The following is a 25,712-nucleotide window of genomic DNA, read 5'->3' as shown; positions in this document are numbered from 1 at the left end:
TCTTCAGCTCGAGCTGCGACCCATCCGGGCGCCAGCAAGCGAGAGGACGCCGATAATCACCACACCTTGCAGGATGTCCTGCGTGCCAGGCGGGAGGCCGGCAATCTGCATGGTGGTGACGATCATCACGAGCAGCATGGCTCCGAGAAGCGTGCCGAATGCGGTCGCGCTCCCGCCCGCGATTAGCGTACCTCCGAGCACCACTGCGCCGACGGACTGCAGGAGATATGGCGTTCCCATTTCAAGGAATGCGCCGCCCGCATAGCCCGACAGCAGCAGACCGGTCACGGAAGAGAGCAGGGCGCTGCAGACGAAGGTCGAGGCAATGATGCGCTTCACCCTGACGCCCGCCAGTCGCGCTGCCTCCTGGCTCTGGCCCACCGCGAAAAGCTGCCGCCCGTAGGCGCTTCGTGAAAGCAGGAAGCCGGCAGCGATGGCGACCAACACCGCAATGATGAGCATCACGGGGAGACTTCCAACCCTTCCCGTGGAAAGCCAGCCATGTAGCGGCGCGCGGCTGAACATGCCGATCCGCGCATTCACGATCATCACGCCGGTTGCAAGAATGTAGCCGCTCGCCAGCGTTGCGATCATCGCGGGGATGCGAACCACCAGAACCAGGAAGGCGTTGAAAATGCCAACGCCCAGACCAATCGCCAGCACGGCGGCGAGGGTGAGCGCAAAGCCTGCATTCGTGCCGTCCGACGTCATGACGCTGACGTAGGCTGCAAGTGTTACGGTGCTTGGGATGGAGAGGTCGATGTTGCCGCGTCCCGTAGTGATCACCAGCATCTGCCCGAAGGCCGGGAGCAGCAGGAAGGACGATGAAATGGCGATGCCGCTCAGCGAATAGAGGCTGAAGCGCGACGTGAGCACGGTCAGCGCGGCCCAGAGGATCAGGATGCCGATGAGGGGCCAGACCCAGCGGTGGCGGCGCAGGAAAGCAAGACTTTCAGCCATTTTTGCGCCTCCTCAGAGCAAGTGCCTGCAAGGCCAGGATCGCGATCAGCAGGCTACCCTGAACCGCAGCGTTATAGTCCGTGTTGACGCCGAGCGAGGCGAGCAGCGCACCGATCAGCGCCAGCGTCACCGCGCCTGCAACCACGCCCAGTGGCGCGATGAAACCGCCCAGAAGCTGGCAGCCGCCGATGACCACCGCAGCGATCGAGAGCAGCGTGAAGGAAGCGCCTGCGTTGATGTCGCTCGCATGGTTCGTGGCGGTGACGTAGAGGCCGGCAACCATGGCGAAGGCTGCGGCGATGACATAGCGCAGCATGGCATAGCGGATCGGTGACCAGCCGGCGCGTTCAAGCGCCCGGGTGCCTGAGCCGAAGGCGCGCAGGATCGTACCGGTTGGCGACCGGTCGAGGCAAACGGCGACCATTCCAGCAAGCGCGATCAGGATGAGCGGGGTCGGCAGGCCCCAAAGTGACCAGTTGAACAACGGCGCCAGCCACGATGGTGCTGAACCTCCCGGCGAGGACTGAATGGTTTGCCCCATGCCCATCCAGATGAAGGATGCGCCGAGCGTTACAACAATCGCGGGAATGGCGCGCGCCTGAATGATGAAGCCGATCAGAGCATAGCCGAGCAGGCCGGCGACTAGCGCGCCTATCCCGAGAAGCGGCGAGGCGACGAGAATGGTTGCACTCACGACGTTGATGAACCCGGTGAAGCCTCCCACGCCAAGGTCGATTTCGCTGCCGCCCACGACAAACATCTGTGCCAGCGCGATGAGCACCAGCGTCACGGCTGGCGCTAGCAGAAGTTCGAGCCCGAAGGTGGAAGCAACCAGCGGATTGATGGACGTCATGATGGCAAAGACGGCGAGCAGGCTCACGAACGGAATGGCGCGCAGCGCCGTGGCGATCACCCTGGTGCGTCCCTCGGAGGGTGCCTCCGGTGGTTTCTTGGGTTGCAGGAAGGAGGCTGCAACAATGGCTTCCTCCGAAATGTCGCTGCCCGTCAGCTCCGCGACAATTTCGCCGCCAGCGAAGACCAGTACGCGGTCGCATTGAAGGAATTCGAGATCCTCGGTGGAATGCCAGATCACCAGCTTGCCCGCGTTGGCGATCTCGCGCACCAGCCGGTAAAAATCTCCCTTGGCGGCGATGTCGACGCCGCGCGTCGGATCATCAAGGAGGATGATGTCGGCGTCCTCATCGAGCGCACGCGCCACCAGCGCCTTCTGCTGGTTGCCGCCGGAGAGGTCGAGAATATTGGAATCGAGTCGCTGTTCATCCAGGGCCAGACGGCGGGCGCGTTCACGCGCCACAGGCCGCTCCTGCCCATCGCGTACGAGCGAAAGTGGCGACCGTCTCGCAATGCGGCCGATGGAGATGTTGTCCAGTACACTCCAGAGCGGAAAAACGCCTTCGTAGCCGCGATCGCCCGAGACATAGCGGGTCCGACCGTTCCTCATGATGTCGGCCGGAGGCTTGCGCGAGAAAAGTGCAGCCAGCAGATCCCGCTGACCGCTGCCTTCCAGCCCGGCAATGCCGATGATTTCTCCCGATTTCAGCTCAATGGGTTCCGGACCGAAGCGATCGCCCGAAAGCCTCACGCGCACCTCTCCGTCACTGACGTGCTCCCGCGCGAGCCGCTCCTGGGCCGCACCAGCGCCGCCCATGGCGTCGACGAGATCGGCGATGCTTGTTCCTTCCGCTTGCCGGACCCAGACGACCTGACCGTTGCGCATGGCGACCACCCGGTCGGAGATGTCGATCACCTCGGACAGCTTGTGGCTGATGAAGATGACGCCGATGCCGCGCGCGGTGAGATTGCGGACGAAGCTGCGCAACTGCCTGCTGCGTTCCGCCCCAAGCGAAGAGGTGGGCTCGTCGAGGATCAAAAGCTTCAGCTGTGGGTCGCTCGCCGCGCGCGCGATTTCCACCATCTGCCGTTCGGCAATGGAGAGTTCTCCGACCAGCTGGCTCGTGGGCACCCGGGCGCCCGGAAAGATCCGCTCGAGTGCTTCTTTGGCAAGGCGATGATAGTCCCTCAGCCACAGCGGATTGAGCCGAGCAAATTGCGGTTGTTCGACGTAGAAATTCTCAGCGACGCTGAGATTTGGCGACAGCGACAGCTCCTGCCAGGCGATGCGGATTCCGCGCCTGCGTGCTTCAGCCGGCGAGAAGGCCGCAAGGTCCAGAGGCTCGCCCGCAAGTCTCATCGTGCCGTCACTCGGCATCGTAACGCCGCACAGAATGCGCATCAGTGTCGACTTGCCCGCACCATTCGCTCCGACGAGGCCAAGCACTTCGCCCGCATGGATTTCAAGATTGATGTCGTGGTTGGCGCGTGTGCTGCCGTAGCTCTTGCCGATCGATTGAAGCCTCAGGAGGGCTTCCCGGTTTGCGTCGAGCGGAACAGCGGTCGGCGCGGGCTCGAGCATCGCGTCTAGCATCGGCTGTAGTGTCCCTGGCCAAATGGGTGGCCGCCAGCCATTAAGCCAGCGGCCGCTCCAAGCTTCCTGATTAGTGCGATTTGTTGATCAGGTTCTCCTGCACCCACGCCTCGTCGAAACTCGGGCTGATGATCATGCCAGGCTTCAGGTCCTTGGCCATGTCGGCGAGGTTGGTCTCATCCACAGTGGCGACCGGCATGGTCATTTCCTTCGGCGGATTGGCGCCCTTGACGATCTCGTAGGCGAGCCAGAAGGCAGCGCCACCGATGCCGGGCGTGGTGTTCATGGAGGTTGTCTTGTAGCCCTTCTCGGCCTGCTTGTTCCACCAGATCACGAAGTCCGAAGAGCCGCCGCCTTCAATGATCGGCAGCTTTTCCGCGTAGGGGCCGCCAGCCTGTTCGAAAGCCTGGGCAATGCCGAAGTCATCGCTGCCGCCCTGTGCGAGCACCGCGTCGACGGGCGGCAGGCTTGGCAGCACGTTGGCAATCGCCGATTGCGCCACAGAGGCGGTTGCCTGCCCGTAGACTTCGGCCACGATCTTCACGTCAGGGTTCTCGTCAAGCACCGCCTTTTGGGCGGAATACATCAGGTTGTCGGGGCCGGAGCCCTTCACGCCGCGCACAACGATGACGTTGCCCTTGTTGCCAATCAGCTCCAGGGTCTTCTTTGCCTGCTCAGTCTTGTAACCGGTGAAATCGAAGGAAAGCTTCCAGGCGCAGTCCGCCGTTAGCAGGCTGTCGAAGGCGATGATCTTGATCCCGGCCGCACAGGCCTTTTCAGCAAGGCCGTTCAACGCGGTTTCAGACGCCGCATTGATCGCGATGGCATCGACGCCGCGCAGGATGAGTTCAGCCATCTGGCTGTTCTGCTGGGCAACCGAGCCATCGCCGTTCAGGACGACGAAGTTGGCAATCTTGCCTTCAGCCTTGGCCGTCTCGGCCTCGGCGGTGAAGGCATCCACCATCTGACGGCGCCAGGTATTACCGTAGAAGGAGTTGGAAAGCGCAATCACCGGCTTTTCCGGGTCGAGCGCAAGGGCGGATCCTGCCGATCCGGCGAATGCAGCAACAAGTACGGTGGAACACAAGAACAGTCTACGAAGCATCTTTGACCTCCCAATCAATGACGCCGGCTTGAAGCCGACGGCTCCTCCTGAAATGCTGTGGCATACTCATTATACCAATACCCCATGGTGCTCAAGCAACCATCGCCACTAGATGTCGCGCACCAGTACAAAGTAATCATCCTGCCCGACCTGACCGCCCTTGAAGGCGATTTCCAGATTGCCGGACCCGGCCGCACGATGCGCAAGGCATAGCGGCGAACCAGGTGAATTCGGCAAAGGCATAAGGCATTCCAGCGCATAGATGCCGAGTTCGGCGATCGCATGGCTGGAAGTGTCACCACCGGCGACGACGGCACGGTGAAGCCCATGCCGCGCGACAAGTTGCGCAAGCGCCTGACCGAGCGAGCGTCCTATGCGGTGACCCTGACCGGCTGTGTCGATCTGGGCGGTTTCCCCGCCCATGGCGGTAAACAGGATTGGGCTTTTGCCCTCAATCAGCGCTGCGCTGGCCTCCTCGACTGCGCGCGCAATTTCCGCAGACGAGGCCGGGCTGATCAACTGGGTGGCGGAAACCGAGATGGGCGCAAACCCCCGGTCGGCGGAAAAGCGGATCTGGCGCTCTGTGGTCGGCGACATGGACCCGGAAACAACCGCAATCGGCCCTCGCGAGCCAGGCTCATGGAACAGGCGATTGCGGCCTGCCAGCGGTGTGCCTGAGCCGGAGGCGGTGAGGGCATATTCGATGCCGGACGAGCCGACCACGAAGGGTGACTGGGCGCGGCGACGCCACAGATGTCGTCCAACAATGCGCTGGGTCTCGTCGTCCAGCACATCCAGCAGGACCACCGGCGCCGTGAAGAAAGCGTCCAGTTCCTCCTCAGACGGATCTCGCTTCAGGGTGACGAGATCGATCAGGTCGATGGGCTTTTCCGTCTGGCGGGAGAGATGCAGGCGCAGGTCGGCTTCGTCCATCGGCGTGACGGGATGACGGCTCATGACGGGGTGCCGATCGATCCGGTAATTTGACTCACGAAAGCCGGCAAAAAGGTTGCCGAAGGCCGTATAACGGCGCAGCTGCGGCGCGCCAACGACAACGGGTGTGGTTGCCTGATTGAAGACACGCGCTCCGATATCGAGAGCCCGCCCAATTGATCCCACATGCGGCGCGGAATCAAAGGTGGAGCAGATTTTGTAGTGGCAGAGTTCTGCGCCTGTGTCGCGCAGCGCCTCAAAGATCGCTGGAAGGTTAGCGTCCATCCATTGGGGCGTCTCGCTGCGGCTTGTGCCGGCGATCCCGATGGCTTCCCGCCCGGCGAACTGCGCACGCTGTCCGGTATCGGGTATGTCCGTGAACAGTACTGCTGAAATGCCGCGCAGTTCCAGCGCTTCCATCACGTCGGTTGACCCTGTCAGGTCATCGCCATACCAGGAAAGCAGCGGCGTCATGCATCACCTGGAAGCTGGCAAATGGCTATGCCATAAGCACCAAGCCGGAGCCGTTTGCCCGGGCAGTCTCGTGAGGGAAGCTGGTCGGCGTGGCGAGCCGTAGCTGCCGTTTTCTGATCCAGAACCTCTACGCGGCTGACTTGGGGCAGGGACAGTAAAACGGCTTCGTTCGTCGTGTTGGCCACAACAAGCGCCGATCCGGTGGAAAGTCCGAGGACAGCGCCGGAATTTGACGAATGAACACGGCGCAAGGGCTGCCCGGAAAGCTGTGCCAGTGCACGTGCGGCATGGAAGGCGGGTCGCCGCTTATCGTCCTCCACCACGCCAAAGGGACCCGCCAGGGCGCCGAGCGTCAGCGCTTCAAGCCCTGCGTCCGCCGTTGCAGCGGCATAGCCGATCATCCAGGCCGCCGCGAACAGCCCGCGCTGGCGTGGATCTTCCGTGACCATCGTCCGCCGGGTGCGTCCGTCGCTAGCTGCCAGCCCCGCGCCATAGGGGTTGTGGCGCATCCCGATGGTGGAGGGGCCGATGCGATAAGGTTTGTCGCCATAGATCTCGCGGACGGATGCGGTGATGAAGGGCAGGGCTTCCAGCGTCTCCATGACGCTCAGGTCGTCTGCAGCATGGACGATCGGGCTCGTCGTATGGGTCACAAAGTCGAGATGGTCGGCGGGAACGCGCTTGCGGTTCAGCTCGGTGAAATAGCTGAGCATCCCGCCGCCCAGCCGCAGGTTCGGAAATCGATCACGCGCGGCCTGGTAGATCTCGTCAAGCGGCGGACAATCCGGCCAGACGCTACCCGGCGGGGTCGATTTCAGATCAGGTGCCGGAACCACGACCAAAGCATCCAGGTCAAGGCCGCTCCGGGCAATCTCGCGGGCCAGCACATCAAGTTCCGCCGCTGGATCGGATCTGCAGGGAAGGGTGAATTCCAGCGTTACGGGGACGGGAAAACTCTGCTGCAGTCTACGGAAATTCTGGAGGGCGTCTTCACCATGACCCTGCAACGGATCATAGGAAAAGATGAGGTGGCGCGGCGCGATCGCCTGCAGATGGCTCAGCGTAGAAAGTGTCGCGGAAATTTCTTCCGGCGTGATGTTCAATCCGAAAGCGGGGGCGGCTTTCTCCGTTGGGGCCCCGACCTCGATACCAATCACGTCGGAGGCAGCCGCTGCCACTTTCCGTGCAGGTTCACCGGCGAACGTCACCGTGATGGTCTGCACCATCGTCTCACCGGCAGCCAGCACGTAAGGCCAGGGCAGGGCGAGCGGGCGAACATAGGTCTTGAACGAGGCATCGGACCAGTTGCGCTGATCTTCCATCTCGAACGTGTCGCCTTCCATGCGCACGGTCGCCCGCACCCCCGGCATCACTTCGTGGGAAATCGCCCGCATGGCAAGGAAGGGTTGCGCCGGATCGATTACCAGCGGAAAGCTGGATTGCTCGACCGTCCCGTCGACGTGTTCGACGATCGCCGGTGCGCCGGCAACACCAACGATCGGGTGAAGGATGTTGAAGCCGGTCCGGTTCGTGGAAAAATCCCGGTCGGAAACGGCGCTGACCTCGAAAACGAGCTCGCCCTCGGCCTTTCCTTCAATCCGCGCATCGAACCGCAGGGAGGCTCCACTGCCGCTCGTGCAGGTGCCGGAATATCGGACCGAAAAGCCGTCGGGGCCTTCCTCGATCTTGGCGGCGCTCAGATCTGCAGCGTAGGTGCCCCAGTTCTCGTCCCGCACGAGATAGCTGATCGCACGCACGGCTTCCACGCCGTGCCAGCGGATCGCTCGCAGGTTTCCGCCTTCAAGCGAGACTGAAAGAGCGCCAGCCCTCAACGTGCGTCGTTCCGGCTGTGGCTCGTCGGTGCCCGTCAGAAGAATGGCAAGGTCGCGGTTCATGTCAGGTCCCAAACGACAGGGATGGCGGATGCGCAAAGCGACGGTTCAGGTAATCCTGCGGATCGACGCTTCGAGTTCCTCGGGATCGAAGATGCGCTTCCAGTCGTCGCGCATCAGCATCGGCTTGCCGAACTCGATCGCCTTGTTGCACGCGTCGGAGAAGACGCCGGGCGTTTCCTCGAAGATCACTGCGGCGAGAACGTTCATGTGGCCGAGCAGGAAATCGCGGGCGGCCTCACGCGGCACACCGCGAGCGGTTACCTCGTCGAGCGCCTCACGCATGACATCGAGAAGGCTCGCGCAAAGGGTTTCGGAGAGGCCCGGTTCCAGCATTGCAAGCTGCTCGACCGATATGCGATGGGAGCGCATGACGGGAGCCCAGATGATCTTGGCGATCTCCTCACCCAGGGCATAATCCTCCTCCGGCCCCTGCATCAGGGCGGAAACGATATGCTGCTTGGCAGCTACGCCACCGAAGAAATCACGCTTCGCCTCCATCTCGGTTTCATCGTTGAAGATCGGCGGATGGCAGGGATGGGTCACGAAATACGTGAGGTCGGTGCGCGCGGGCAGGTGCCCGGCAAACGGAGCAGCAGCATCGAGGATCACCAGCATCGTGCCGGGCTTCAGATCCTTTTCTATGGAAGCAGACACCTTTCCGATGGCTGTGTCTGGCACGGCAAGGATGACCACTTCGGCGCCACTGATCGCGTTGGTCGTGTCCATGGCCTCCAGTCCGAGGCCGTTCTTCAGGCGCTCGCGTCCGGCAACGCTCACCTCCGCGCATCGCAGCGAAAAGCGGCTGTCCTTCAGCTTGCCCGCGAGCCGGTAGCCCATCTTTCCGCCGGCGCCAATCAGGGCGATCGTGGTCATGTTTCCTCCTCCTTACCGATGCGACATGGGCAACTGATCTCAAGCGCATCGTTCAGGTCCCGCCTTCAACTAGCGTTGTAAACGGTCAAGCGAATGCAGGTTCAGTCCACACCAAGGTTGCCATCACGCTAGGTCGTCACATAAGTAATGTCAATTGGTGTGATCTTGAGGCCTCGCTATGTTGTGCGTTTCGGTGAGCCCGAGTAGAAGGAATCGTCAGCTAGGAGCGTGCAATGGAACCAGTGCATAAGCGCAAGCTTTACCAGGAGGTCCTCGACCGGCTTATTGCCGCCATCTCAACATCGGAATTTCCTCCGGGTTCTCAGCTTCCGAGCGAGCGCGAGTTGATGAACATGATCGGCGTGGGGCGACCGTCCATCCGTGAGGCGATGCTGACGCTGCAGCAGATGGGCCTCATCAAGATCAGCCACGGCGAGCGCGCGCGTGTGATCAACCCGACGCCTGAGGTGATCATCAACCAGATCTCCGCAGCCATGATCATGCTTCTGGCGACGAGTTCCCGAGGGCTGGACGAACTCAAGGAAGCGCGGCTTTGGCTGGAGACGTCTCTGGCCAGCATGGCAACCCGCAACGCCACCGCCAAGGATCTGGAGGCGCTGGCGGCCTCGGTTCGCGAGCTGCAGGAGGCGCGCGGAGACCAGGCCCGGTTCGTTGCCGCAGACATGGGATTCCACGGCATCATTGCGGATATGAGCGGCAACTCCATGGTCGCTGCGGTCACCAAGGGCATGCTGGAGTGGCTCTCAAGGTTCAAGCGCGAGCTCGTTTCCGTCCGTGGGAAGGAACGGCTCACGATCGAGGAGCATGAGAAGATCTACAAGGCCATCGCCGCCGGCGATGCGGAAGCGGCGAGCCAGGCGATGCGGGACCACATCACCCGGAGCAACAAGCTTTACTGGCAGAACAATGAAGTGGCGCGTGTCGACAGTGTCTGAACTGGCATGATGACATAACATCGATTTGATGATAGTGAGCTCCTTCGACATCTGGAGGAGCTTATGTCCGATCGCATCGTCGCATCCTATCTCATCGAGACGTGTTACCCCCTCGAACAGGCCGCTGCAGCCATGGCTGGCGAGCAGTCGAGCGGCACCTTCCGTACGATGCCGGGTGAGACGCCGGAACTGATGGCGCGTTACGGCGCCCGCGTTGATGCGATCGAGCCGCTTGGTGAGGTGGAGCAGCCGTCTCTGCCTTATGCAAGGGGCCCCAAGCAGGGTGGATCGCCCCGCCCGCAGCAGGCGCGGGTGACGATCTCCTGGAGCTTCGAGAACACGGGTGCAAGTCTCGCTACCCTGTGGTCGACAACGCTTGGCAACCTGTTCGAGCTTCACCACTTCTCCGGCCTGAAGCTCTTGTCGCTGCAGCTCCCCGATGCCTTTGCCGCGGCCTATCCGGGCCCGCAATTCGCTGTCGAGGGAACGCGGCAGGTGACCGGCGTTCATGGCCGTCCGCTCGTTGGCACGATCATCAAGCCCAGTGTGGGGCTGACGCCGGACGCGACAGCAGAGCTCGTTGACCGCATGGTCGGGGCCGGGCTCGACTTCATCAAGGACGATGAACTGATGGGCGATCCGCCTCACTCGCCCTTCGCTGAGCGCTTCGAAAAGGTGATGACGGTGATCGACCGTCATGCGGATCGCACGGGCCGCAAGGCTATGTATGCGGCCAATATATCCGGCGATCTCGATGCCATGCGCCGTCAGCTTGATATGATGGAACGCCGCGGCGGGACATGCGCGATGCTGGTGCTGAACTCGGTCGGCCTTTCCGGTGTCATCGAAATCCGCAAGCACTCGCGCGTGGTGCTGCATGGCCACCGTGCCGGATGGGGCGTCTACGACCGATCGCCAATTCTGGGCATGAGCTATCTCGCCTATCAAAAATTCTGGCGGCTGGCGGGTGTCGACCACCTTCACGTCAACGGGCTCCAGAACAAGTTCTGCGAACCCGATGAAAGCGTGCTGGCATCGGCCCGAGAGTGCCTGACACCCATGTTCGCCGAAAAGCCCTGCACGGTGATGCCGGTATTTTCTTCGGCGCAATCGGCAGTGCAGGCGGGCGATACCTTCCGCCAGCTGGGGTCTGATGATCTCATCTTTTGTGCGGGTGGCGGCATCATCGGGCATCCGGATGGTGCCGAAGCCGGTGTCCGTTCCATTCACGAAGCTTTCGATGCCGCCAGGCAAGGCATTCCCGCGGAGGTCTATGCCGAGGATCACCCGGCGCTCAAGGCAGCCCTCGCTTCGTTCGGGTGATCAGCTGACAAAGCTGCCGTCCTGCTCTACATGCGCGACGGCAGCCAGGTGGCGATACCAGGCACCAGGACAATGAGGATGGTCAACGCCGTCAGCGCCACCACGTAGGGCAGCACAGCCTTCGAGCCCTGCATCAGGTTCACCTTGGCGATGCCGCAGGTCACGAACAGACTTGCGCCCACGGGCGGGGTGATCAGCCCGATGGCGAGCCCCATGACCGTAACGATACCAAAGTGGATCGGGTCGATGCCCACCTGCTTGGTGAGTGGATAGAGCACCGGCACAAGGATGATGATCGCAGCGCCGAGATCGAGGACAGTGCCAGCGCACAGGTAGACTGCAAGGATCAGGACGAGGATCAGACCGGGATCCGTCGTGACCTCCATGATCATCTGGGCTGCAGCCTGCGGGATCTGCTCGCGCGTGATGATCAGGCCGTAGAGCGTGGCGCCCGCGATCAGCAGCATCACGACGCCCGTCGTGCTCGCAGCGTCAAGGATGATGCGCGGCAGGTCGCGCAGCGTGATCGTGCGGTAGACGACCATCCCCACGAAGGCCGCATAGGCAACCGCGATGACGGAGGCCTCCGTGGGCGTTGCGATGCCGAAGCGGATCGAGCCAATTATCACGACCGGCATGACCAGCCCCCACACGCTGGCCCGCAACGCTTCCCAGAAGGAACGAGGGGTGGGGAAGGGGCCTTTGGGATAATTGGCGCGAACTGATATCAGCCAGGCAGTGGTGATCAGCGTGGTCGCGATCAGCAGTCCGGGCAGAATGCCTGCTATAAAAAGCCGGCTCACGGAAGTGCCTGTCACTACCCCGAAAATGATCAGCGGCACGGACGGCGGTATCAGAACCGAAATCAGCGAGCCTGATGCGATGGTTGCCGCAGCAAAGGAACGGTCGAAGCCAGCACGCGCCATTTCCGGGATCATTGCTCCGCCGATCGACGAAGCCTCTGCCACGGCGGAGCCAGTCATGCCGCCCATGATGGTACCGCCGCCGATCGATGCATGGGCGAGCCCGCCTCTCATCCAGCCGAGCACGGCGTTGGCCAGATTCATGATGTCGCGGGCGATGCCGCTTTTCGACATCAGGTGGCCGGCCAGCAGAAAGAACGGCACGGCGAGCAATATGAAGCTGTCGATTGCAGCCGTCATGCGCTGTCCCACCAGCATTGGGGGGATGCCGCCGTAGGTGATTGCCGCGAGGGACGCCAGGATCAGCGCAAATGAAACCGGGACGTTGATGAGAAGCAGGCCGATGAAGCCGAGCCCTAGGATTAGCACCATGGTTCAAATCTCATCAGGTGTGTTTTGGGTAGGTCGGCGGCCGGTGAACCACGTCACCAGGATATCGCCGATGATCAATGCGGCCATGGCGTTGTACCCCGCGTAGACGTACCCCATGGGGATGCTCAGCACGGGTGAAGGCTGGTTGGCGGCAAGCTGAACCAGACTCCAGTTCGTCCAGAATGTGTAAGCAAAGAGCGCCAGCAGAAGTGCCTCGACCGTTATGCTGGAGATACGGATGAGTGTCGCATTTCCTGTATAGTGCACGGCATCCACTGCGATGTGGGCCCGGTACTTCCAAGCCAGCCATGCAGCCAGGTAGCTTACCCAGACGAACACAAAGCGCGCCAGCTCCTCTGTCCAGTTGAGCGGATTGTTCAGAACGTAGCGGGAAATCACCTGCGCCAGGGCGGCAGCCGTCATGATCAGAATTCCGAAAATGAGGGCTGCCTGAGCCAGACGCTCAATCCAAGTCCAAGCCTGACGAATGATCGCCTCCCTTATCGTGGATCGAGCAAGCCGAAGGTGACGCTGCGAAGGTTACTCCGCAGCTGCATTGATGCGCTCAAGCATTTCTGGCTTGATGTTCTGCTGGCTGGCCGCGAGATCGCGCAGCGCATCGCGGAACGGCGTGGTGTCGACTTCCACCACTGTCATGCCGTTTTCCTTGAGCTTTGCCAGATAGTCCGCCTCCAGCTCCGCAGACTTTTCGCGCTGGAAGGTTGTGGCTTCCTTTGCAGCCTCGGAAATGATCGATTGCTGTTCCGGCGTCAGGCTGTCCCACTTCATCTTGCTGAAGAGGGCGACATGCGGGCCGTAGACGTGCCCGGTCAGCATGAGGTGACTCTGCACCTCCCAAAGTGCGTTCACGTAGATGACCGTGATCGGGTTCTCCTGCGCGTCGATGACGCCCTGGCCCAGGCTGGTGAAGACTTCACCCCACACCATGGGAACCGCAGATGCTCCCAGCTTTTCGAAGGCAGCCATGTGAACCGGGTTCTGCATCGTGCGCAGCTTCAATCCGGAGAGATCTTCCGGTTTCGATATGTCCTTCTTGGCGGTCAGGTGACGCCAGCCGTTCTCCCACCAGGCAAGGCCGTGGATTCCGCGACTGTCGAAGGTCTGCAGCAGTTCGCTGCCTACGTCGCCATCCAGAACGCGATAGACGTGGTCGGAATCCTTGAACAGGAAGGGCAGGTCAACCACAGCAAGGTCGGGCGAAAATGCCAGCAGCGGACCTGTGGAAACGACCGCCATGTCGACCGAGCCGAACTGCAGTCCTTCCACCATTTCCCGTTCCTCGCCTAGCTGACGGTCGGGATAGACTTCGATCTTGATATCGCCGTTAGAACGCTCCCCAACCAGCTTTGCAAAATGCTCAAGCGCAAAGTGTGTGGGATGTCCGGTGGTCGTTCCGTGACCGGCTTTGATCACTGTTTCCGCAATCGCGGGCTGTGCCAGCGCAGTCGCCAAGAAGGCGGCGCAGATTAGACGTCGCAACATTGATGATTCCTCCCTCGTCTTCGACGCTCTTTCCGGGGTGATGCCCCAAGATCCCTCCAAAGTCCGCAAAACCTATCAGCTCATCATACCATTGTCCACATGGATACGGGGGCACAAGAGCTGCCTGTGGAGAGAAGCTCCATGCCTCTCTTGTGAAATACCTCATCTGGGCCTATAGCTACTCATATGATGACCTTACATGTGGAGGAGAGGCCGTGGCCACGTCAATTGCTATCCTAGGTTCCGGCGGGAAGATGGGTTTCCGCATCACGAAGAAGCTTGTCGACGCCGGATATGATGTCCGCGCCGTAGAGATCAGCGACGCTGGCCGTTCACGGCTGGCGGAAGCCGGCATCACCGCCACGGATGCGGAAACGGGTGTCAGAGGCGCAAAGGTTGTGGTTCTTGCCCTGCCGGATAACATCATCGGCAGGGTAGCGGCCGATCTGTCCCCGCAGCTGGAAAGCGGCACGATGCTGCTCATCCTCGACGCTGCCGCCCCCTATGCCGGGGACCTGCCGGATCGGCCGGATCTCACCTATTTCGTCGGCCATCCTTGCCATCCCCCGCTGTTCAATGACGAGACGGAATGGGATGCGCGGCGCGACTACCATGGCGGCATTGCCAAACAGTCGATTGTCTGCGCCCTGATGCAGGGACCCGAGGAACACTATGCCCTCGGCGAAGAAATCTGCCGGGCAATGTGGTCGCCGATCATCAACGCCTACCGGGTGACCACCGAGCAGCTCGCGATACTGGAGCCCGGGCTTTCCGAAATGGTGGCCATGCCCTTCGTCGACACGATGGTGGAGGCGGTGGAGGAATGCGAAAAGAAATACGGAATTCCGCGCGAAGCGGCGATGGACTTCTTGATCGGCCACCTCAATGTCGAGATCGCCATGTGGTTTGGCTTCTCGCCTAAGGTGCCCTCGGATGCAGCCCTTCGCCTGATGCGTTTTGCCAAGGGCGTGGTGGTGCGCGACGAATGGCGTGACGCGCTGTCCCCCGCCAAGGTGAAGGAAGCTGCCGAGTTGATCGTCTATGGCAAAGGCGCCTGACACGCGGCCGGTCGCCGTCTCCACGGCCTTGTTCGACGGATATGCAATGGACGTGGCGATCGATGAGATCGCCGCTTCCGGCGCATCCCATGTGGAGCCGGCCTATATCCGTGGATATGTGGAATTCGACGAATCCGCATTCAGCGGCTCCGCAGCATCCGCGATGGCGCGGCTGCTCGGCGAGGCAGGGTTGAGCAGCATCGCGGTCTCTGCGCATCTCGACATGGCCTTGCCGGAAGCAGCGGACATGCTGCGCCGGCGGCTGGCCTTCGCACGCCATATCGGCGCCCGCTACGTCATCACCAACACGGGATCGAGGAGCGGGGCAGACACGATCTGTCGAACGCTTGAAGCAGTGCTCCCGTTCTGCGAGCAGGCTGGCGTCGGACTGGCTTTGGAAAATCCTGGCCACGGAGAAGGCGACCTGATCGGCAATGGCGCTGAGGGTCTGGTGCTCGTGGCGAAGTTCGGTTCCCCATACCTGCGCCTCAATTACGATGCGGGCAACATCTACACATATAGTCGTGAGGCGCTGCTCCCCGAGAATGATATTGCCGACGCCCTGCCTGCGATCGCGCATCTGCATCTGAAGGATGTGGCAAGTGACGAAAGTGGCTGGCGATTTACGCCACTCGGAGAGGGCAGCATCAACTATTCCGCGCTCTGGGGGCAAATCCCTGCTGACCTTCCCATCGGCATCGAACTGCCGCTCAGGCTGGAACGGCCGGGCAGAAGTGATCCGGTTCGCCGAGCGGAACCGCTTCCGCTTCCGCAGCTGCGAGCAGCGCTGCAGCGCTCGCTGGCATTCGTCGGCAAGCTATCCGGTTAGTAACATAATCAACGGCTAGAGTGCAGCGTCACTTGGAGCGAATCCGATACGTCGGTAATTTGCCCGGGACGAGAGAAGATGCGCAGCCATGGCGGCCTTGGCCCAGTCAGCGTCGCGCTCCTTGATCGCATCCAGTATCTCGCCGTGCTGTCGATTGCTTCGAACCAGCTGGTCAGGACTCCAGTCATTGAACGTTGGGCTTACGACAGGCTTTCGGGCGACCATGTTGACCAGATCGGCAAAGACCTGTTTGCCTCCCTGCGCCCAGATCACGCGGTGGAACCGCGCATTGAGATCACGATAGCGGCGCCTGTCAGGATCGGCTGCCTCCAGCACTTCATCCATTTCCTGATGCAGCTTGGATAGTTCATCCACAAAGGCCCTATCTGACTTATCGATCGCCATGCCGACTGCAACGGGCTCGAGAACCGAGCGGGCCGTGAAGATATGGATCACCTCTTCCGGATCAAGTTCGGCAACCACGGCCCGGCGATAGGCTTCACGGCGGATGACGCCTTCTGCCTGCAGACGGCGCATCGCTTCGCGGATCGGTGTACGGCTGACGCCGATTCGGGTGGCAAGCTCGCTTTCGGGTATGACATCTCCCCCGAGGTAAACCCCCTCAGCGATCAGACTCCGTATCTTGAGGTAGATGTCATCCGCGATATTCTTCATGCGCCACCCTGAATCAGTCCAGGCCCCGAGCCTTGATCCACTCTGAAACTGTAGTTGTTGCCAACGCAAGCTCATTGGGCTGGTTGACGAAATAGTGGTTTGCGGCTTCGATCAGTCGGAACTCGCGGTCCTCAGACTTAACGGCATCGAAGATTTGGCGGGTGTGGGGCTGCGGCACCGCATCGTCTGCTCCGCATTCAAGCGCGAGGAAGGGGACCGTAACCTCACGCGCCGTCACCAGGCTGTTGGCTCTGGTGTGCTCCAGCGACCATTGCGAGAGCCAGCTGCGCAGGGTTGCAATTCGTCCGAGCCCCACTGGTCCAGAGTTTACCGTTTCTGGCTCGCCAAGATACGACCATCCCGGTTTACGATTGTTGGGGTCAATCGTCGGGTCGAGAAAACGGGGATCCGCCATCGTTCTGTGCGTGACGAACACACGTTCTACCTCACGGCCGCCGCGACGGCGTAACATGTCCAGCGTTTCGAGCGCTCTCGTCGTGATCCGCCCCATCCGTTCCTGCTGCGCTTGGCGGTAGCGGCTGACGAACTCCTCTGAGTAGGGCGGTTTGACGTTGCCGCAATAAAGATCGAGCTCAGGGTCGCGTGCGTCGGGGTTGTTCTCATCCAGAACCGAGGCATCCAGCCATTCGGTAAGAAGCAGGGCGCGCGAGGAATGCGCGGCCAGGTTCATCACCGCATCCGCAGGGATGAGGCTAGCACCCTTAACATCCACGGGGTCGCCTGCAGGCGTTTCGGTTAAGGTGGGGTTCTCGGCCTGTGACTGGTAGAGCATGGTCAGCGACCCGCCACCACTCCAGCCGCAAAGCAGCACCTTGTCATAACCCCAATCCTCCCTGGCCGCCCTTATCCATGCGCCAAGGTCGATGACCACGTTCTCCATGATGAGGGCGGTGTCATTCCGCTGATAGCGGCTTCCTGCACAAAGTACGTGGAAGCCTGCAGCAGCCATGGAACGCGGAAAGGGAAGGAGCTGCAAGGTCGAAGCCGGATGCATGAAGACCAGCAGGGTCTTTGAAGAGGGGTGGCTTTTCGGCCGCAGCAGTACTCCCTCCAGATTGGTCACGCCCTGCGAGCCATTGAAACCATAGGTTTCCGTAAAGCCGCGCGAAGCCGCAAAGGCGATGTGTTTCCAGTCGAAAACCAAATCGTGCATCTGTTCTCCTCGGCCGCTCAAGTGAGCGTGCCCGCGTCAGCCGCCTGTGTGATCTGCCCGAGCTGCGGTCGTGGCAGTCCGGAATCCTCAGAACCGTAGATGTGACAGCGAACGCCCTGACCGCTCTGGCCCGCGATCAGCTCAGGCTCGATTCTATGACAAAGCTCTGTTGCATAGGGACAACGCGGAGCAAAGCGACAGCCGGGAGGAACGTTCATTGGCGATGGCACATCCCCTGAGAGCTCAGGCAGCTCCGTCTTCTTGTCGTCACTCACACGCGGAATGGCGGCCATCAGATGCCGGGTATAGGGGTGCAGAGGCGAGGTGAGAACGTCGTCTGCCGCGCCTTCCTCGACGATGCGCCCCAGATACATCACGGCAACGTGGTCGCAGATGTAGCCCACAGTTGCGATGTCGTGGGAAATGTAGAGGACCGCCAGTCCAAGTTTCTGGGATAGTTCATCCAAAAGTTCCAGTACGGAAGCCTGGATCGACACGTCCAGCATCGACACCGGCTCGTCGGCGACGATGAACTTCGGCTCGAGTACAAGCGCCCGGGCGATTGCAACGCGCTGCCGCTGGCCGCCGGAAAGATCTGACGGGAAACGGTCAATATTGTCGGCTGGGGGAATGCGCACGAGATCAAGCGCCCTCGCGACCTTCTGGCGACGCTCGGCTGCATTGCCGATACCGTGAATGAGGAGCGGCTCCTCCACGATCTGGCCAATGGTCAGGCGCGGATTGAGCGAGGAATAGGGGTCCTGGAAGATGATCTGGGCTTCGCGCCGATAATCTTTCAGCCGCTTGCCCTCGATCTGCGTGATGTCCTCGCCACGATAGAGAAGCTGGCCGCTCGTCGGTTGATGCATCCGCACCAGCGACATGCCGAGCGTGGACTTACCGCAACCGGATTCGCCCACGAGGCCGACGATCCTGCGTTCCTTGATGCAAAGGTCCACGCCATCAAGAGCCCGGGCGACGGGCGGCTTGGCGCCAAGGAGGGCACTGACGATACCCGAGCGACCCTGGAAGTGGGTCTTCAGGTCCCGCGCCTCAATGACTGTTGCGGCCTCGGCATCGATGTTCTTGAGGATGGTTGCTTCAGCCGTCATGCCGCAGATCCCATTCTGCGCCACGTTTCAGGCCGTGACGCTGCCTCGCGGAATTCAGAGGCGCGGTCGATATAATGGCAGGCTGCGGCCTGCATCCCCTCCGATACGAGAGCCGGCGGGTCGTTGTGGCACCTTTCGGTGGCAAACGGGCAGCGTCCTGCAAAGCGACAGCCCTTCGGCGGGTGGAAAAGGTTTGGCACAACCCCTGGTATCGAGATCAGGGGCTGGCGTGGTTCACCTCTCACGGGCAGGCGCGGGAACGCGTTCTTCAGGCCCATCGTGTAGGGATGCAGCGGCCGTTCGAGCACGTCTTCGGTCGGTCCCTTTTCGGCAACCTTTCCTGCATACATGACGACGGTATTCTCGCAGGTTTCGGCAACGACCGCGATGTCGTGGGTGACCAGGATCATCGACCGGCGCATGTGCTCATGGATCCCACGGATGCGCTGCATGATCTGTGACTGCATGATGGGGTCGAGTGCGGTCGTCGGCTCGTCCGCGAGCAGCATTCCTGCATTCAGCGCGAGCGCCATCGCGATCACGGCCCGCTGGCGCATCCCGCCGGAGAACTGATGCGGGAACTCGTACAAGCGCGCTGCCGGCATTCCCACGAGGGCGAACAATTCCTCCGCGCGTGCCCATGCGGTCGCGTTCGAAACGTTCTCATGAGAGCGGATTGCTTCGACGATCTGGTCGCCGATGCTGTAGACCGGATCAAGCGAGTTCATTGCACTCTGGGTGATGAGTGCAACCTTTACCCAGCGAATGGCCTGAAGCTCGCGATCCGAAAGGCCGAGGATATTTTCGCCATTCAGAAGCGCTAGGCCGGAAATCCGTGTGCCATCCGGCTGCAAGCCCATGATAGCCTTTATGACCGTGCTCTTGCCGCAACCGGACTCCCCCACGAGCCCGAGGTTGGTGCCAGGCTTCACCTCGAAGCTTACGTCGTCCACGGCCTGGAAGATCCCCCGTGCAATCGAGTAGCCGACCGAAAGGTTTTGCACCTGAAGGTGGGCTGCTGGTTTCGCTGCCAACCGATCGTTCAGCTTGGCGAGTTCAGTGGACTTCCGGCCCGGTTTTTCAAAGGTCGTAAAATTCATTTTCGCACCCGTAGACGGGGATTGGTCTGTTCTTCATAGGCGCGGCCAATGAGATAAAGAGACGATACCAGCATCACCAGCGCCACCGAGGGCGGAATGACCCACCACCAAGCCGTGCGTAAGTTTCCCGAGGAAAAGGCCGTGTTGAGCATTTGGCCCCAGCTCACAACCGTCGGATCGCCCAGGCCAAGGAACGACAGGCTCGCTTCAGTCAGCACCGCGAAGGCCACCGACATGGTCACCCAGAGGAAGATCACTCGGACGATGTTGGGCAGGATGTGGCGCATGATGATCTGGAAGTGCGAAGCACCCGCGGCACGCGCCCACTTGACGTAGACACGCTCACGCTCAGTCAGCACCGCTGATCGAATGATACGTGCGCCGTTGCGCCAGAACAGGATTGTGATGACAAGAATGATGTTCTCGACGCTGGGTCCAAGCAATGCAACGGCGACGATTGCGAAGGGCAGGGTGGGAATGGATAGGGCAATGTCCGTGATGCGCATCAGGATATCGTCCACATATCCTCCGAAATAGCCGGAGATGACGCCCACCACGGTTGAAATGAACCCGACAGCGACGGCCGCCACCAAGCCCACCAGAAGGGCGATACGGAAGCCGTGTAGGAACTGGCTCAAGACGTCGTTGCCGAAGGACGTGGTTCCCAGCAGATGTGCCGAAGTGGGTGGCGAAAGCCGATTGAGCCGTCCGGTCTCTGTCATCATGGCCTTGAAGGGTTCGTAGGGCGAGATGTACGGAGCCAGGATTGCGATGACGATAAACGCAAACAGAATGGTGAGGCCGGCAAGCGCGAAACTGTCACCGGCTACCAGCCGCAACGACTGCCCAACTGCACTGAGCCAGCTGCGGCCTTTGATCGCCACGGGTTCGTTGGTTGAGTTAGCCTGTGTCATTTGTAGACCACGCGAGGATCGAGTTTTCCGTAGACAAGGTCGGCCGCAAGGTTGGCGAGCACGATCATGACCGCCAGAAGGAAGAAGGCGGCCTGAGCAAGCGGATAGTCCTGGCGGGAGACGGCGAACACCAGTTCCCGTCCTACACCCGGCCATGAGAAGACGATCTCGATAACCACGATGCCGGCGATGGTTTCGGCGAGTGCCGGGAAGAGCCAAGTAATGAGCGGCAGCATCGAATTGCGGGCCGCATGCCAGGCAACGCGGCTCTGCGGCACGCCCTTGGCGCGCACCAGCTCGATGTAGTCTTCCGTCCGGTTTTCAACCACGCCGGAGCGCATCAGGAGCAGGTTTTCGGGCATGAAGTAGATGATGACAGCGATCAGGGGCAGCGCCAGATGATGCAGGAACTCGAGCGTGAAGTAGCGGGCGAACCCTGTTCTGTCGCCGGGGTCACCCATGCCGAATTCGGGAAACCAGCCAAGTGTGCTGGAAAAGATCGTGAGTAGCGCGATGCCGATGACGAAGTTGGGTACACCGCGAATGACGGTGGCAAGGAAAATACCCATTCGCTCCAGTTTGCCGCCACGCCTTGCCCAACCGACGGCTGTACCGAGCACGGCACCCAGTGCTGCACCCAGCAGCAATCCCGGAACGGCGATCCAGAGCGTGTTGATGATGAGCGGCGTCAGTACATCCCAGACAGGCTTGCGGTAAAGGAAGGAATTGCCAAAATCGCCCTGAAGAATATTGGCCAGATAGGCAATGTATTGATCCCATAGAGTTCCGGTCAGGCCCCATTCCTGGAGCAGTTTTTCACGTGCCTGCTCGGACAGGCCGCGTTCCAGAAGCATCGCGGTCGGGTCAGCAGGCATCACGCGAAACATGAAGAACATGATCGTGGTGACTGCCCAGACAACCAGGACACTTTGGGCAAGCCGACGCAGTATGTAAGCGCGCATGGCTGACACTTACTCCGTTCAACTGGAAGAATGGCAGCGAGATTGATGGCCCCTGCGGGGGCATCCTGTCTGGCTGGAGAGTGTTGGGTGCCGGCTGACCAGCACCCAACCTAAGTGTGGTTACTTCTTCGGGTAGTGCAGGCGACCGTCGGAATCCCAGCCGTAGCCGGCTTCCTCCAGCACCTTGCGGGCGCCGTCGATGTCGAAGGCTATTTCGGGAAGGTCGGAGTTATACCACATGCCGAGCATGCGCGGTACCGGACCTTCGGCCGCCGGTATCGCAAACCCGAGCCAACCCTCAACGGCTGCGCGTTCCTTGGATGTGGCCATGCGCATTGCCTTGCGGAAGGCAGGATCGGTGAACGGAGCCTTCGAGTTGTTGAGCCAGACCAGCATCGAGCCGTGAGACGGGATCTCCTTGAACTCAAGCTGGTTGTACTGGTTGGCAAGATCGCTCATGGCCGCAACAGGCAGAACCATCGTCGCAATATCGCCCGTGCCCGAGATCATGGCCGACCGGATTGCATCCGCCTGTCCAAGCGCCAATCGACGAACGCCATCGTATTCAGGTGCGTGGAAATGGTCCTTGAAGGTTTCCAGTTCATGGACTTCGTTGACGCGCCAGGTCTTGAATTTGAACGGCCCGCTGCCGACTACCACACCATCGGCAACGACGTCGCGCGCGACCATGTCGCCTTCATAGTTTGCCCAGTGGTGTTCCGGCAGAATGAAAGCGTAGGGCAGCACCGTAGTGATGAAGCTAGCGTCCGGTGTCTTCAGCTTGATGTTGAAGGTGAGATCATCGACCTTTTCCGCGCCAGCGAGGTTTGAAATGCGCGATGACATTGCCGGCGGCTGCAGTTCGACCACCTTGTTGATGGTGAAGACCGCATCATCCGCCGTGACTGCCTCGCCGTCATGGAACTTCATGTTTTCGCGAAGCGTGATCTTCACCGTCGTCGGTTCGACAAACTCCCACGACGTAGCAGCCCACGGAATGGTCTCGCCCTTGGAGTTGTTCTTGGCGAACGTGTCGTAGACGAAACGGATCCAGCCGACTGCACCCTCTTCTGCCATTGGGTTATAGGTCGTCACATCCTCATAGTGTGCCCAGTCGAACCAGCGATCATCGGTCTTGGGCTTTGCCGAAAGCCATGGGTCAATGAGTCCCTCATGAGCCGCGACGGGTTCGGGAGAGGTTACATTCTCCCACTTGTCGCTGTTCCAGACCATGCCATAGACAGTGTTCGTGGCTGGCCACCAGGGCATCACATCGTAGAAGTGCTGTTGCGCCTGTTTGGCGAGAGCAACACGCTCTTCCGTATTCACCAGTTCGCGCTGCTTGCGGACCATTTCGGTGTAGGGCTCATCGCACCATTTCGCGCCGTTGCGTCGTGCACCGCAGGCGCCAAGGTCGTGAAGCCAGTAGGTGGGGTCAACACGGTCCGGATCAGCGCCCACCGTAAATACGGCCATGTCTTCCAGGCCGCCACCCACCATGATGTTCGAGATGAAGGTGCTGAACTGCACCGGCTGCATCTTGAACGAAAGACCGAGCTTGCTCCACTCCTCGCTGAGGACGCGAGCCGACTGCTCGTACATGGGTCCCATGTCAGCCGCGTAATACGCGATCTGAATGTCCGGCACCCGTTCTCCCAGGTCCTGCGCGAACGCAAAACCGCTTAGTGACATTGCAATAGGTAGCGCCAATGGCGCGACAAGCTTCCGCGTCGACAGTTTCATCGATAGCTCCTCCTCCCATTTCTGGCCTGACCGGAACCTCGTGCGTCCTCCCGAACAAGAATTCCGGCATCCTGGCAAAAAATGTGTGCCTGTCAAAACTGTATACCTTTCTGCCCAATGTCAACAACGATCGGCTTGATTTTTCTTGGCAACGTGCAAAAGTGAATGCAGTTATCGGGGCGTTGAGGCTGCCCCTGCGCGAAACACTTGTTTCGGGAGGAGGAAAATTGAGAACATCATGGGTTCCGGGCTCTGAAGATCCCGAAAGTGACTTTCCGCTTGGCAATCTGCCCTACGGGGTTTTCAGCGAAGCTGGCGGCGCACCTCGCTGCGGCGTGGCCATCGGCTCGATGGTACTGGATCTGGCTGGTGTCGAGGAAGCTGGTCTTTTTGGGGACAGCACGCCGCTCGGCTTCTCCGAAGGCGCACTAAACCGCTTCATGGAGACAGGCCCGCAGAGCTGGGCAAGGGTGAGAGATCGGCTCAAGGAGCTCCTTGCAGCGGACGGCTCGCCCGATCTTCGCGACAACAGCGCCCTGCGTGACCGCCTGCTTTTTCCGCTGGATCAGGTGCAGATGTATCTGCCGATCGTGGTTCGAGGGTACACGGACTTCTATGCCGGCAGGCAGCATGCCTTTAATTCTGGATCGATCTTGCGCGGCCCGAAAAATGCGCTGACGCCGAACTGGCCGCATATGCCGATCGCCTACAACGGCCGTACGTCCACCGTGGTTGTTTCGGGTACACCGGTGCGCAGGCCGCTCGGGCAGACAAAACCTGCGGGTAGTGAAATGCCGCTCTTCGGACCGTCCAAGCGACTGGATATCGAAGTTGAGTTTGGTGCCGTTGTCGGCTTGGGCACCGAACTCGGCCAGACCCTGACGGTCGAGGAAGCCTGGGAGCGCATATTTGGATTTGTGCTGCTGAACGACTGGTCGGCGCGCGATATTCAGCGCTGGGAGGGCCAACCCCTTGGACCGTTCCAGGCAAAAGCCTTCGCGACTTCCATCAGTCCGTGGGTCGTCACCCGCGCTGCCCTTGAACCGTTACGCTGTGCCGGCCCCGAGCGTGATCAGCCTCTGCTTCCCTACCTGCAAGAACCAGCCAACTATTTCTTCGATGTCACGATCGACGCGCATCTGACGCCTTCCGGCGGCAAGGCCAGCCGGATCGTCCGCACCAACACGCGCCATCTCTACTATTCTGCACCACAGTTGCTGACGCATCACGCCATCGGCGGCTGCAGGATGCAGTCAGGTGACCTGCTTGGCTCCGGCACCATTTCCGGTCCCGACAAAGGCAGCTTCGGCTGCCTGATGGAGCAGACCTGGGGCGGCCGCGACGAGGTAACCCTGGAAAATGGTGGAACGCGGAACTTCCTGGAAGACGGAGACACGGTGACTTTCTCCGGCTGGGGTGAGGTCGATGGACGGAGGATCGGATTTGGAACCTGCGAAGGGAAGATCCTGCCTGCGCTCGAACGAATTGGATTGGGACACTGATGCGTATATGCCGCTTCAACGATAATCGACTAGGCGTAGTCCTAGGTAAGCATGTCCATGATGTTTCCGCGGTACTGGAGCGTCTTCCGACCTTCCGCTACCCCTTGCCGGAGCACGATCCGCTGATGGCAGCGCTTCCTGAGCTTCGTACGGCAATGGAGGAACTCGCCGACCGGGCAGAGCCGCTGCCGCTGAACAGCGTCAACCTGCTCTCACCAGTTGCGTCGCCGCGAAAGATCGTCGCCGCACCGGTGAATTACCGGCTCCACCATGAGGAAGCGCTTGCCGACGAGAACATCCATCACGGCACCAACATCCTGCCGATCGACAAGGCTGGGCTGTTCCTCAAGGCAACGAGTGCGCTGGTAGGCCCCTCGGCGGGGGTTGAGATCCGTTTTCCAGGCGAGCGCAACGACCACGAGATCGAGCTTGTCGCGGTTATCGGACGACGCGCCGACCGCGTGTCCCGCGATGAAGCGCTTTCCTACATCGCTGGCTACGCCATCGGTCTCGACATGACCGTTCGCGGTACGCAGGAGCGCAGCATGCGGAAGTCCTGCAACAGCTATGCAGTGCTCGGACCTTGGATGGTCACCGCCGACGAGATCCCCGATCCATCGAACCTGGAGATGGAGCTCACCGTCAACGGTGAGACCCGTCAGAAAGCTTCAACCTCTTATCTGTTGCGGGACGTGGCGACCCTCATCGAAAGGGCGTCGTCCTTCTACACGCTGATGCCGGGCGACCTGCTTTACACCGGTACGCCTGAAGGTGTGGCGCCGGTTGAGGCGGGCGACAGGATCCATGCTCGCATCTCCGGCATCGGCGACATGGATGTTCTGGTCCGGTGACAAATCTAGTATCTCCAGGGGCACCACGA

At 60.8% G+C, this 25,712-nt stretch carries 22 protein-coding genes; 6 read left to right on the top strand and 16 right to left on the bottom strand.

Features of this window, described 5'->3' with window-relative positions; genetic code table 11:
- Window positions 1-3: 3 nt before the first annotated feature.
- The 6 genes from IEX27_RS17930 to IEX27_RS17905 form a co-directional block, all read right to left on the bottom strand.
- On the bottom strand, window positions 4-960 hold the full coding sequence (locus IEX27_RS17930; protein ID WP_188722467.1) for an ABC transporter permease: 957 nt from the start codon (window positions 958-960) through the stop codon (window positions 4-6).
- Window positions 953-3,406 (bottom strand): ATP-binding cassette domain-containing protein, encoded by a 2,454-nt coding sequence (locus IEX27_RS17925; RefSeq protein WP_188722466.1) that lies wholly within the window; start codon window positions 3,404-3,406, stop codon window positions 953-955. Before IEX27_RS17925 ends, IEX27_RS17930 begins: the two co-directional genes overlap by 8 nt.
- Window positions 3,407-3,476: 70 nt before the next feature.
- The gene (locus IEX27_RS17920; RefSeq protein ID WP_188722465.1) at window positions 3,477-4,511 is read right to left on the bottom strand and encodes an ABC transporter substrate-binding protein; all 1,035 of its coding nucleotides are present in this window, start codon (window positions 4,509-4,511) and stop codon (window positions 3,477-3,479) included.
- 108 nt (window positions 4,512-4,619) lie between these two features.
- The gene (locus IEX27_RS17915) at window positions 4,620-5,918 is read right to left on the bottom strand and encodes a four-carbon acid sugar kinase family protein (RefSeq protein ID WP_188722464.1); all 1,299 of its coding nucleotides are present in this window, start codon (window positions 5,916-5,918) and stop codon (window positions 4,620-4,622) included.
- Window positions 5,915-7,813: a D-apionate lactonase gene (apnL, locus tag IEX27_RS17910; protein WP_188722463.1), complete on the bottom strand. Its 1,899-nt coding sequence runs from the start codon at window positions 7,811-7,813 to the stop codon at window positions 5,915-5,917. Before apnL ends, IEX27_RS17915 begins: the two co-directional genes overlap by 4 nt.
- A 45-nt stretch (window positions 7,814-7,858) precedes the next feature.
- Window positions 7,859-8,686: a phosphogluconate dehydrogenase C-terminal domain-containing protein gene (locus tag IEX27_RS17905; protein WP_188722462.1), complete on the bottom strand. Its 828-nt coding sequence runs from the start codon at window positions 8,684-8,686 to the stop codon at window positions 7,859-7,861.
- A gap of 233 nt (window positions 8,687-8,919) precedes the next feature.
- On the opposite strand from IEX27_RS17905, the gene nanR reads away from it, so the two are divergent.
- Together nanR and IEX27_RS17895 are read left to right on the top strand one after the other, a co-directional pair.
- Window positions 8,920-9,642 carry a transcriptional regulator NanR gene (gene nanR, locus IEX27_RS17900; RefSeq protein ID WP_188722461.1) on the top strand — a complete coding sequence of 241 codons (723 nt, stop codon included), beginning with the start codon at window positions 8,920-8,922 and terminating at the stop codon, window positions 9,640-9,642.
- A gap of 63 nt (window positions 9,643-9,705) precedes the next feature.
- Window positions 9,706-10,965: a ribulose-bisphosphate carboxylase large subunit family protein gene (locus tag IEX27_RS17895; protein ID WP_188722460.1), complete on the top strand. Its 1,260-nt coding sequence runs from the start codon at window positions 9,706-9,708 to the stop codon at window positions 10,963-10,965.
- Between the two features lie 26 nt (window positions 10,966-10,991).
- Here IEX27_RS17895 and IEX27_RS17890 read toward each other — a convergent pair whose 3' ends face one another.
- The 3 genes from IEX27_RS17890 to IEX27_RS17880 form a co-directional block, all read right to left on the bottom strand.
- On the bottom strand, window positions 10,992-12,260 hold the full coding sequence (locus IEX27_RS17890; protein WP_188722459.1) for a TRAP transporter large permease: 1,269 nt from the start codon (window positions 12,258-12,260) through the stop codon (window positions 10,992-10,994).
- Window positions 12,261-12,263: 3 nt separating this feature from the next.
- Complete coding sequence (locus IEX27_RS17885) at window positions 12,264-12,683, bottom strand: TRAP transporter small permease (protein ID WP_244630440.1); 420 nt, start codon at window positions 12,681-12,683, stop codon at window positions 12,264-12,266.
- A gap of 117 nt (window positions 12,684-12,800) precedes the next feature.
- Entirely contained in the window at window positions 12,801-13,763 is a 963-nt protein-coding gene (locus IEX27_RS17880; protein ID WP_188722458.1) for a TRAP transporter substrate-binding protein, read from the bottom strand.
- Window positions 13,764-13,978: 215 nt separating this feature from the next.
- Here IEX27_RS17880 and IEX27_RS17875 point away from each other — a divergent pair, with 215 nt between their 5' ends.
- Together IEX27_RS17875 and IEX27_RS17870 are read left to right on the top strand one after the other, a co-directional pair.
- A complete protein-coding gene (locus IEX27_RS17875; RefSeq protein WP_188722457.1) occupies window positions 13,979-14,821 on the top strand; it encodes a phosphogluconate dehydrogenase C-terminal domain-containing protein in 843 nt (280 codons plus the stop codon).
- Complete coding sequence (locus IEX27_RS17870) at window positions 14,805-15,650, top strand: sugar phosphate isomerase/epimerase family protein (RefSeq protein ID WP_244630439.1); 846 nt, start codon at window positions 14,805-14,807, stop codon at window positions 15,648-15,650. Before IEX27_RS17875 ends, IEX27_RS17870 begins: the two co-directional genes overlap by 17 nt.
- A 15-nt stretch (window positions 15,651-15,665) precedes the next feature.
- On the opposite strand, the gene IEX27_RS17865 is transcribed toward IEX27_RS17870, so the two are convergent.
- The 7 genes from IEX27_RS17865 to IEX27_RS17835 all read right to left on the bottom strand — a co-directional run bounded on the left by IEX27_RS17865 (window position 15,666) and on the right by IEX27_RS17835 (window position 23,330).
- Complete coding sequence (locus IEX27_RS17865) at window positions 15,666-16,325, bottom strand: GntR family transcriptional regulator (protein WP_188722456.1); 660 nt, start codon at window positions 16,323-16,325, stop codon at window positions 15,666-15,668.
- Window positions 16,326-16,338: 13 nt separating this feature from the next.
- Window positions 16,339-17,499 carry an alpha/beta hydrolase family protein gene (locus IEX27_RS17860; RefSeq protein ID WP_188722455.1) on the bottom strand — a complete coding sequence of 387 codons (1,161 nt, stop codon included), beginning with the start codon at window positions 17,497-17,499 and terminating at the stop codon, window positions 16,339-16,341.
- A 17-nt stretch (window positions 17,500-17,516) separates the two neighbouring features.
- Window positions 17,517-18,611 carry an ABC transporter ATP-binding protein gene (locus IEX27_RS17855; RefSeq protein WP_188722454.1) on the bottom strand — a complete coding sequence of 365 codons (1,095 nt, stop codon included), beginning with the start codon at window positions 18,609-18,611 and terminating at the stop codon, window positions 17,517-17,519.
- On the bottom strand, window positions 18,608-19,711 hold the full coding sequence (locus IEX27_RS17850) for an ABC transporter ATP-binding protein (RefSeq protein WP_188722453.1): 1,104 nt from the start codon (window positions 19,709-19,711) through the stop codon (window positions 18,608-18,610). The genes IEX27_RS17855 and IEX27_RS17850 overlap by 4 nt, the downstream gene beginning before the upstream one ends.
- Entirely contained in the window at window positions 19,708-20,625 is a 918-nt protein-coding gene (locus IEX27_RS17845) for an ABC transporter permease (RefSeq protein ID WP_188722452.1), read from the bottom strand. Before IEX27_RS17845 ends, IEX27_RS17850 begins: the two co-directional genes overlap by 4 nt.
- On the bottom strand, window positions 20,622-21,587 hold the full coding sequence (locus IEX27_RS17840; RefSeq protein WP_188722451.1) for an ABC transporter permease: 966 nt from the start codon (window positions 21,585-21,587) through the stop codon (window positions 20,622-20,624). The genes IEX27_RS17845 and IEX27_RS17840 overlap by 4 nt, the downstream gene beginning before the upstream one ends.
- A gap of 120 nt (window positions 21,588-21,707) precedes the next feature.
- Window positions 21,708-23,330, bottom strand: a complete 1,623-nt coding sequence (locus IEX27_RS17835) for an ABC transporter substrate-binding protein (protein ID WP_188722450.1) — start codon at window positions 23,328-23,330, stop codon at window positions 21,708-21,710.
- A 227-nt stretch (window positions 23,331-23,557) separates the two neighbouring features.
- Here IEX27_RS17835 and fahA point away from each other — a divergent pair, with 227 nt between their 5' ends.
- Together fahA and IEX27_RS17825 are read left to right on the top strand one after the other, a co-directional pair.
- Window positions 23,558-24,832 carry a fumarylacetoacetase gene (gene fahA / locus IEX27_RS17830; protein ID WP_244630438.1) on the top strand — a complete coding sequence of 425 codons (1,275 nt, stop codon included), beginning with the start codon at window positions 23,558-23,560 and terminating at the stop codon, window positions 24,830-24,832.
- Window positions 24,832-25,683: a fumarylacetoacetate hydrolase family protein gene (locus tag IEX27_RS17825; RefSeq protein WP_188722448.1), complete on the top strand. Its 852-nt coding sequence runs from the start codon at window positions 24,832-24,834 to the stop codon at window positions 25,681-25,683. The genes fahA and IEX27_RS17825 overlap by 1 nt, the downstream gene beginning before the upstream one ends.
- The last annotated feature ends 29 nt before the right edge of the window (window positions 25,684-25,712 follow it).

It is taken from the genome of Nitratireductor aestuarii (genome assembly GCF_014641695.1).
Taxonomy (GTDB): domain Bacteria; phylum Pseudomonadota; class Alphaproteobacteria; order Rhizobiales; family Rhizobiaceae; genus Chelativorans; species Chelativorans aestuarii.
This window is presented reverse-complemented; position numbering and strand designations above follow the sequence as displayed.

Bases quoted from the DNA above. Each gene is read 5' to 3' on its own strand.
- IEX27_RS17930 (WP_188722467.1), bottom strand. From the start codon at position 960: ATGGCTGAAAGTCTTGCTTTCCTGCGCCGCCACCGCTGGGTCTGGCCC.
- IEX27_RS17925 (WP_188722466.1), bottom strand. From the start codon at position 3,406: ATGCTAGACGCGATGCTCGAGCCCGCGCCGACCGCTGTTCCGCTCGAC.
- IEX27_RS17920 (WP_188722465.1), bottom strand. From the start codon at position 4,511: ATGCTTCGTAGACTGTTCTTGTGTTCCACCGTACTTGTTGCTGCATTC.
- IEX27_RS17915 (WP_188722464.1), bottom strand. From the start codon at position 5,918: ATGACGCCGCTGCTTTCCTGGTATGGCGATGACCTGACAGGGTCAACC.
- apnL (WP_188722463.1), bottom strand. From the start codon at position 7,813: ATGAACCGCGACCTTGCCATTCTTCTGACGGGCACCGACGAGCCACAG.
- IEX27_RS17905 (WP_188722462.1), bottom strand. From the start codon at position 8,686: ATGACCACGATCGCCCTGATTGGCGCCGGCGGAAAGATGGGCTACCGG.
- nanR (WP_188722461.1), top strand. From the start codon at position 8,920: ATGGAACCAGTGCATAAGCGCAAGCTTTACCAGGAGGTCCTCGACCGG.
- IEX27_RS17895 (WP_188722460.1), top strand. From the start codon at position 9,706: ATGTCCGATCGCATCGTCGCATCCTATCTCATCGAGACGTGTTACCCC.
- IEX27_RS17890 (WP_188722459.1), bottom strand. From the start codon at position 12,260: ATGGTGCTAATCCTAGGGCTCGGCTTCATCGGCCTGCTTCTCATCAAC.
- IEX27_RS17885 (WP_244630440.1), bottom strand. From the start codon at position 12,683: ATGACGGCTGCCGCCCTGGCGCAGGTGATTTCCCGCTACGTTCTGAAC.
- IEX27_RS17880 (WP_188722458.1), bottom strand. From the start codon at position 13,763: ATGTTGCGACGTCTAATCTGCGCCGCCTTCTTGGCGACTGCGCTGGCA.
- IEX27_RS17870 (WP_244630439.1), top strand. From the start codon at position 14,805: ATGGCAAAGGCGCCTGACACGCGGCCGGTCGCCGTCTCCACGGCCTTG.
- IEX27_RS17865 (WP_188722456.1), bottom strand. From the start codon at position 16,325: ATGAAGAATATCGCGGATGACATCTACCTCAAGATACGGAGTCTGATC.
- IEX27_RS17860 (WP_188722455.1), bottom strand. From the start codon at position 17,499: ATGCACGATTTGGTTTTCGACTGGAAACACATCGCCTTTGCGGCTTCG.
- IEX27_RS17855 (WP_188722454.1), bottom strand. From the start codon at position 18,611: ATGACGGCTGAAGCAACCATCCTCAAGAACATCGATGCCGAGGCCGCA.
- IEX27_RS17850 (WP_188722453.1), bottom strand. From the start codon at position 19,711: ATGAATTTTACGACCTTTGAAAAACCGGGCCGGAAGTCCACTGAACTC.
- IEX27_RS17845 (WP_188722452.1), bottom strand. From the start codon at position 20,625: ATGACACAGGCTAACTCAACCAACGAACCCGTGGCGATCAAAGGCCGC.
- IEX27_RS17840 (WP_188722451.1), bottom strand. From the start codon at position 21,587: ATGCGCGCTTACATACTGCGTCGGCTTGCCCAAAGTGTCCTGGTTGTC.
- IEX27_RS17835 (WP_188722450.1), bottom strand. From the start codon at position 23,330: ATGAAACTGTCGACGCGGAAGCTTGTCGCGCCATTGGCGCTACCTATT.
- IEX27_RS17825 (WP_188722448.1), top strand. From the start codon at position 24,832: ATGCGTATATGCCGCTTCAACGATAATCGACTAGGCGTAGTCCTAGGT.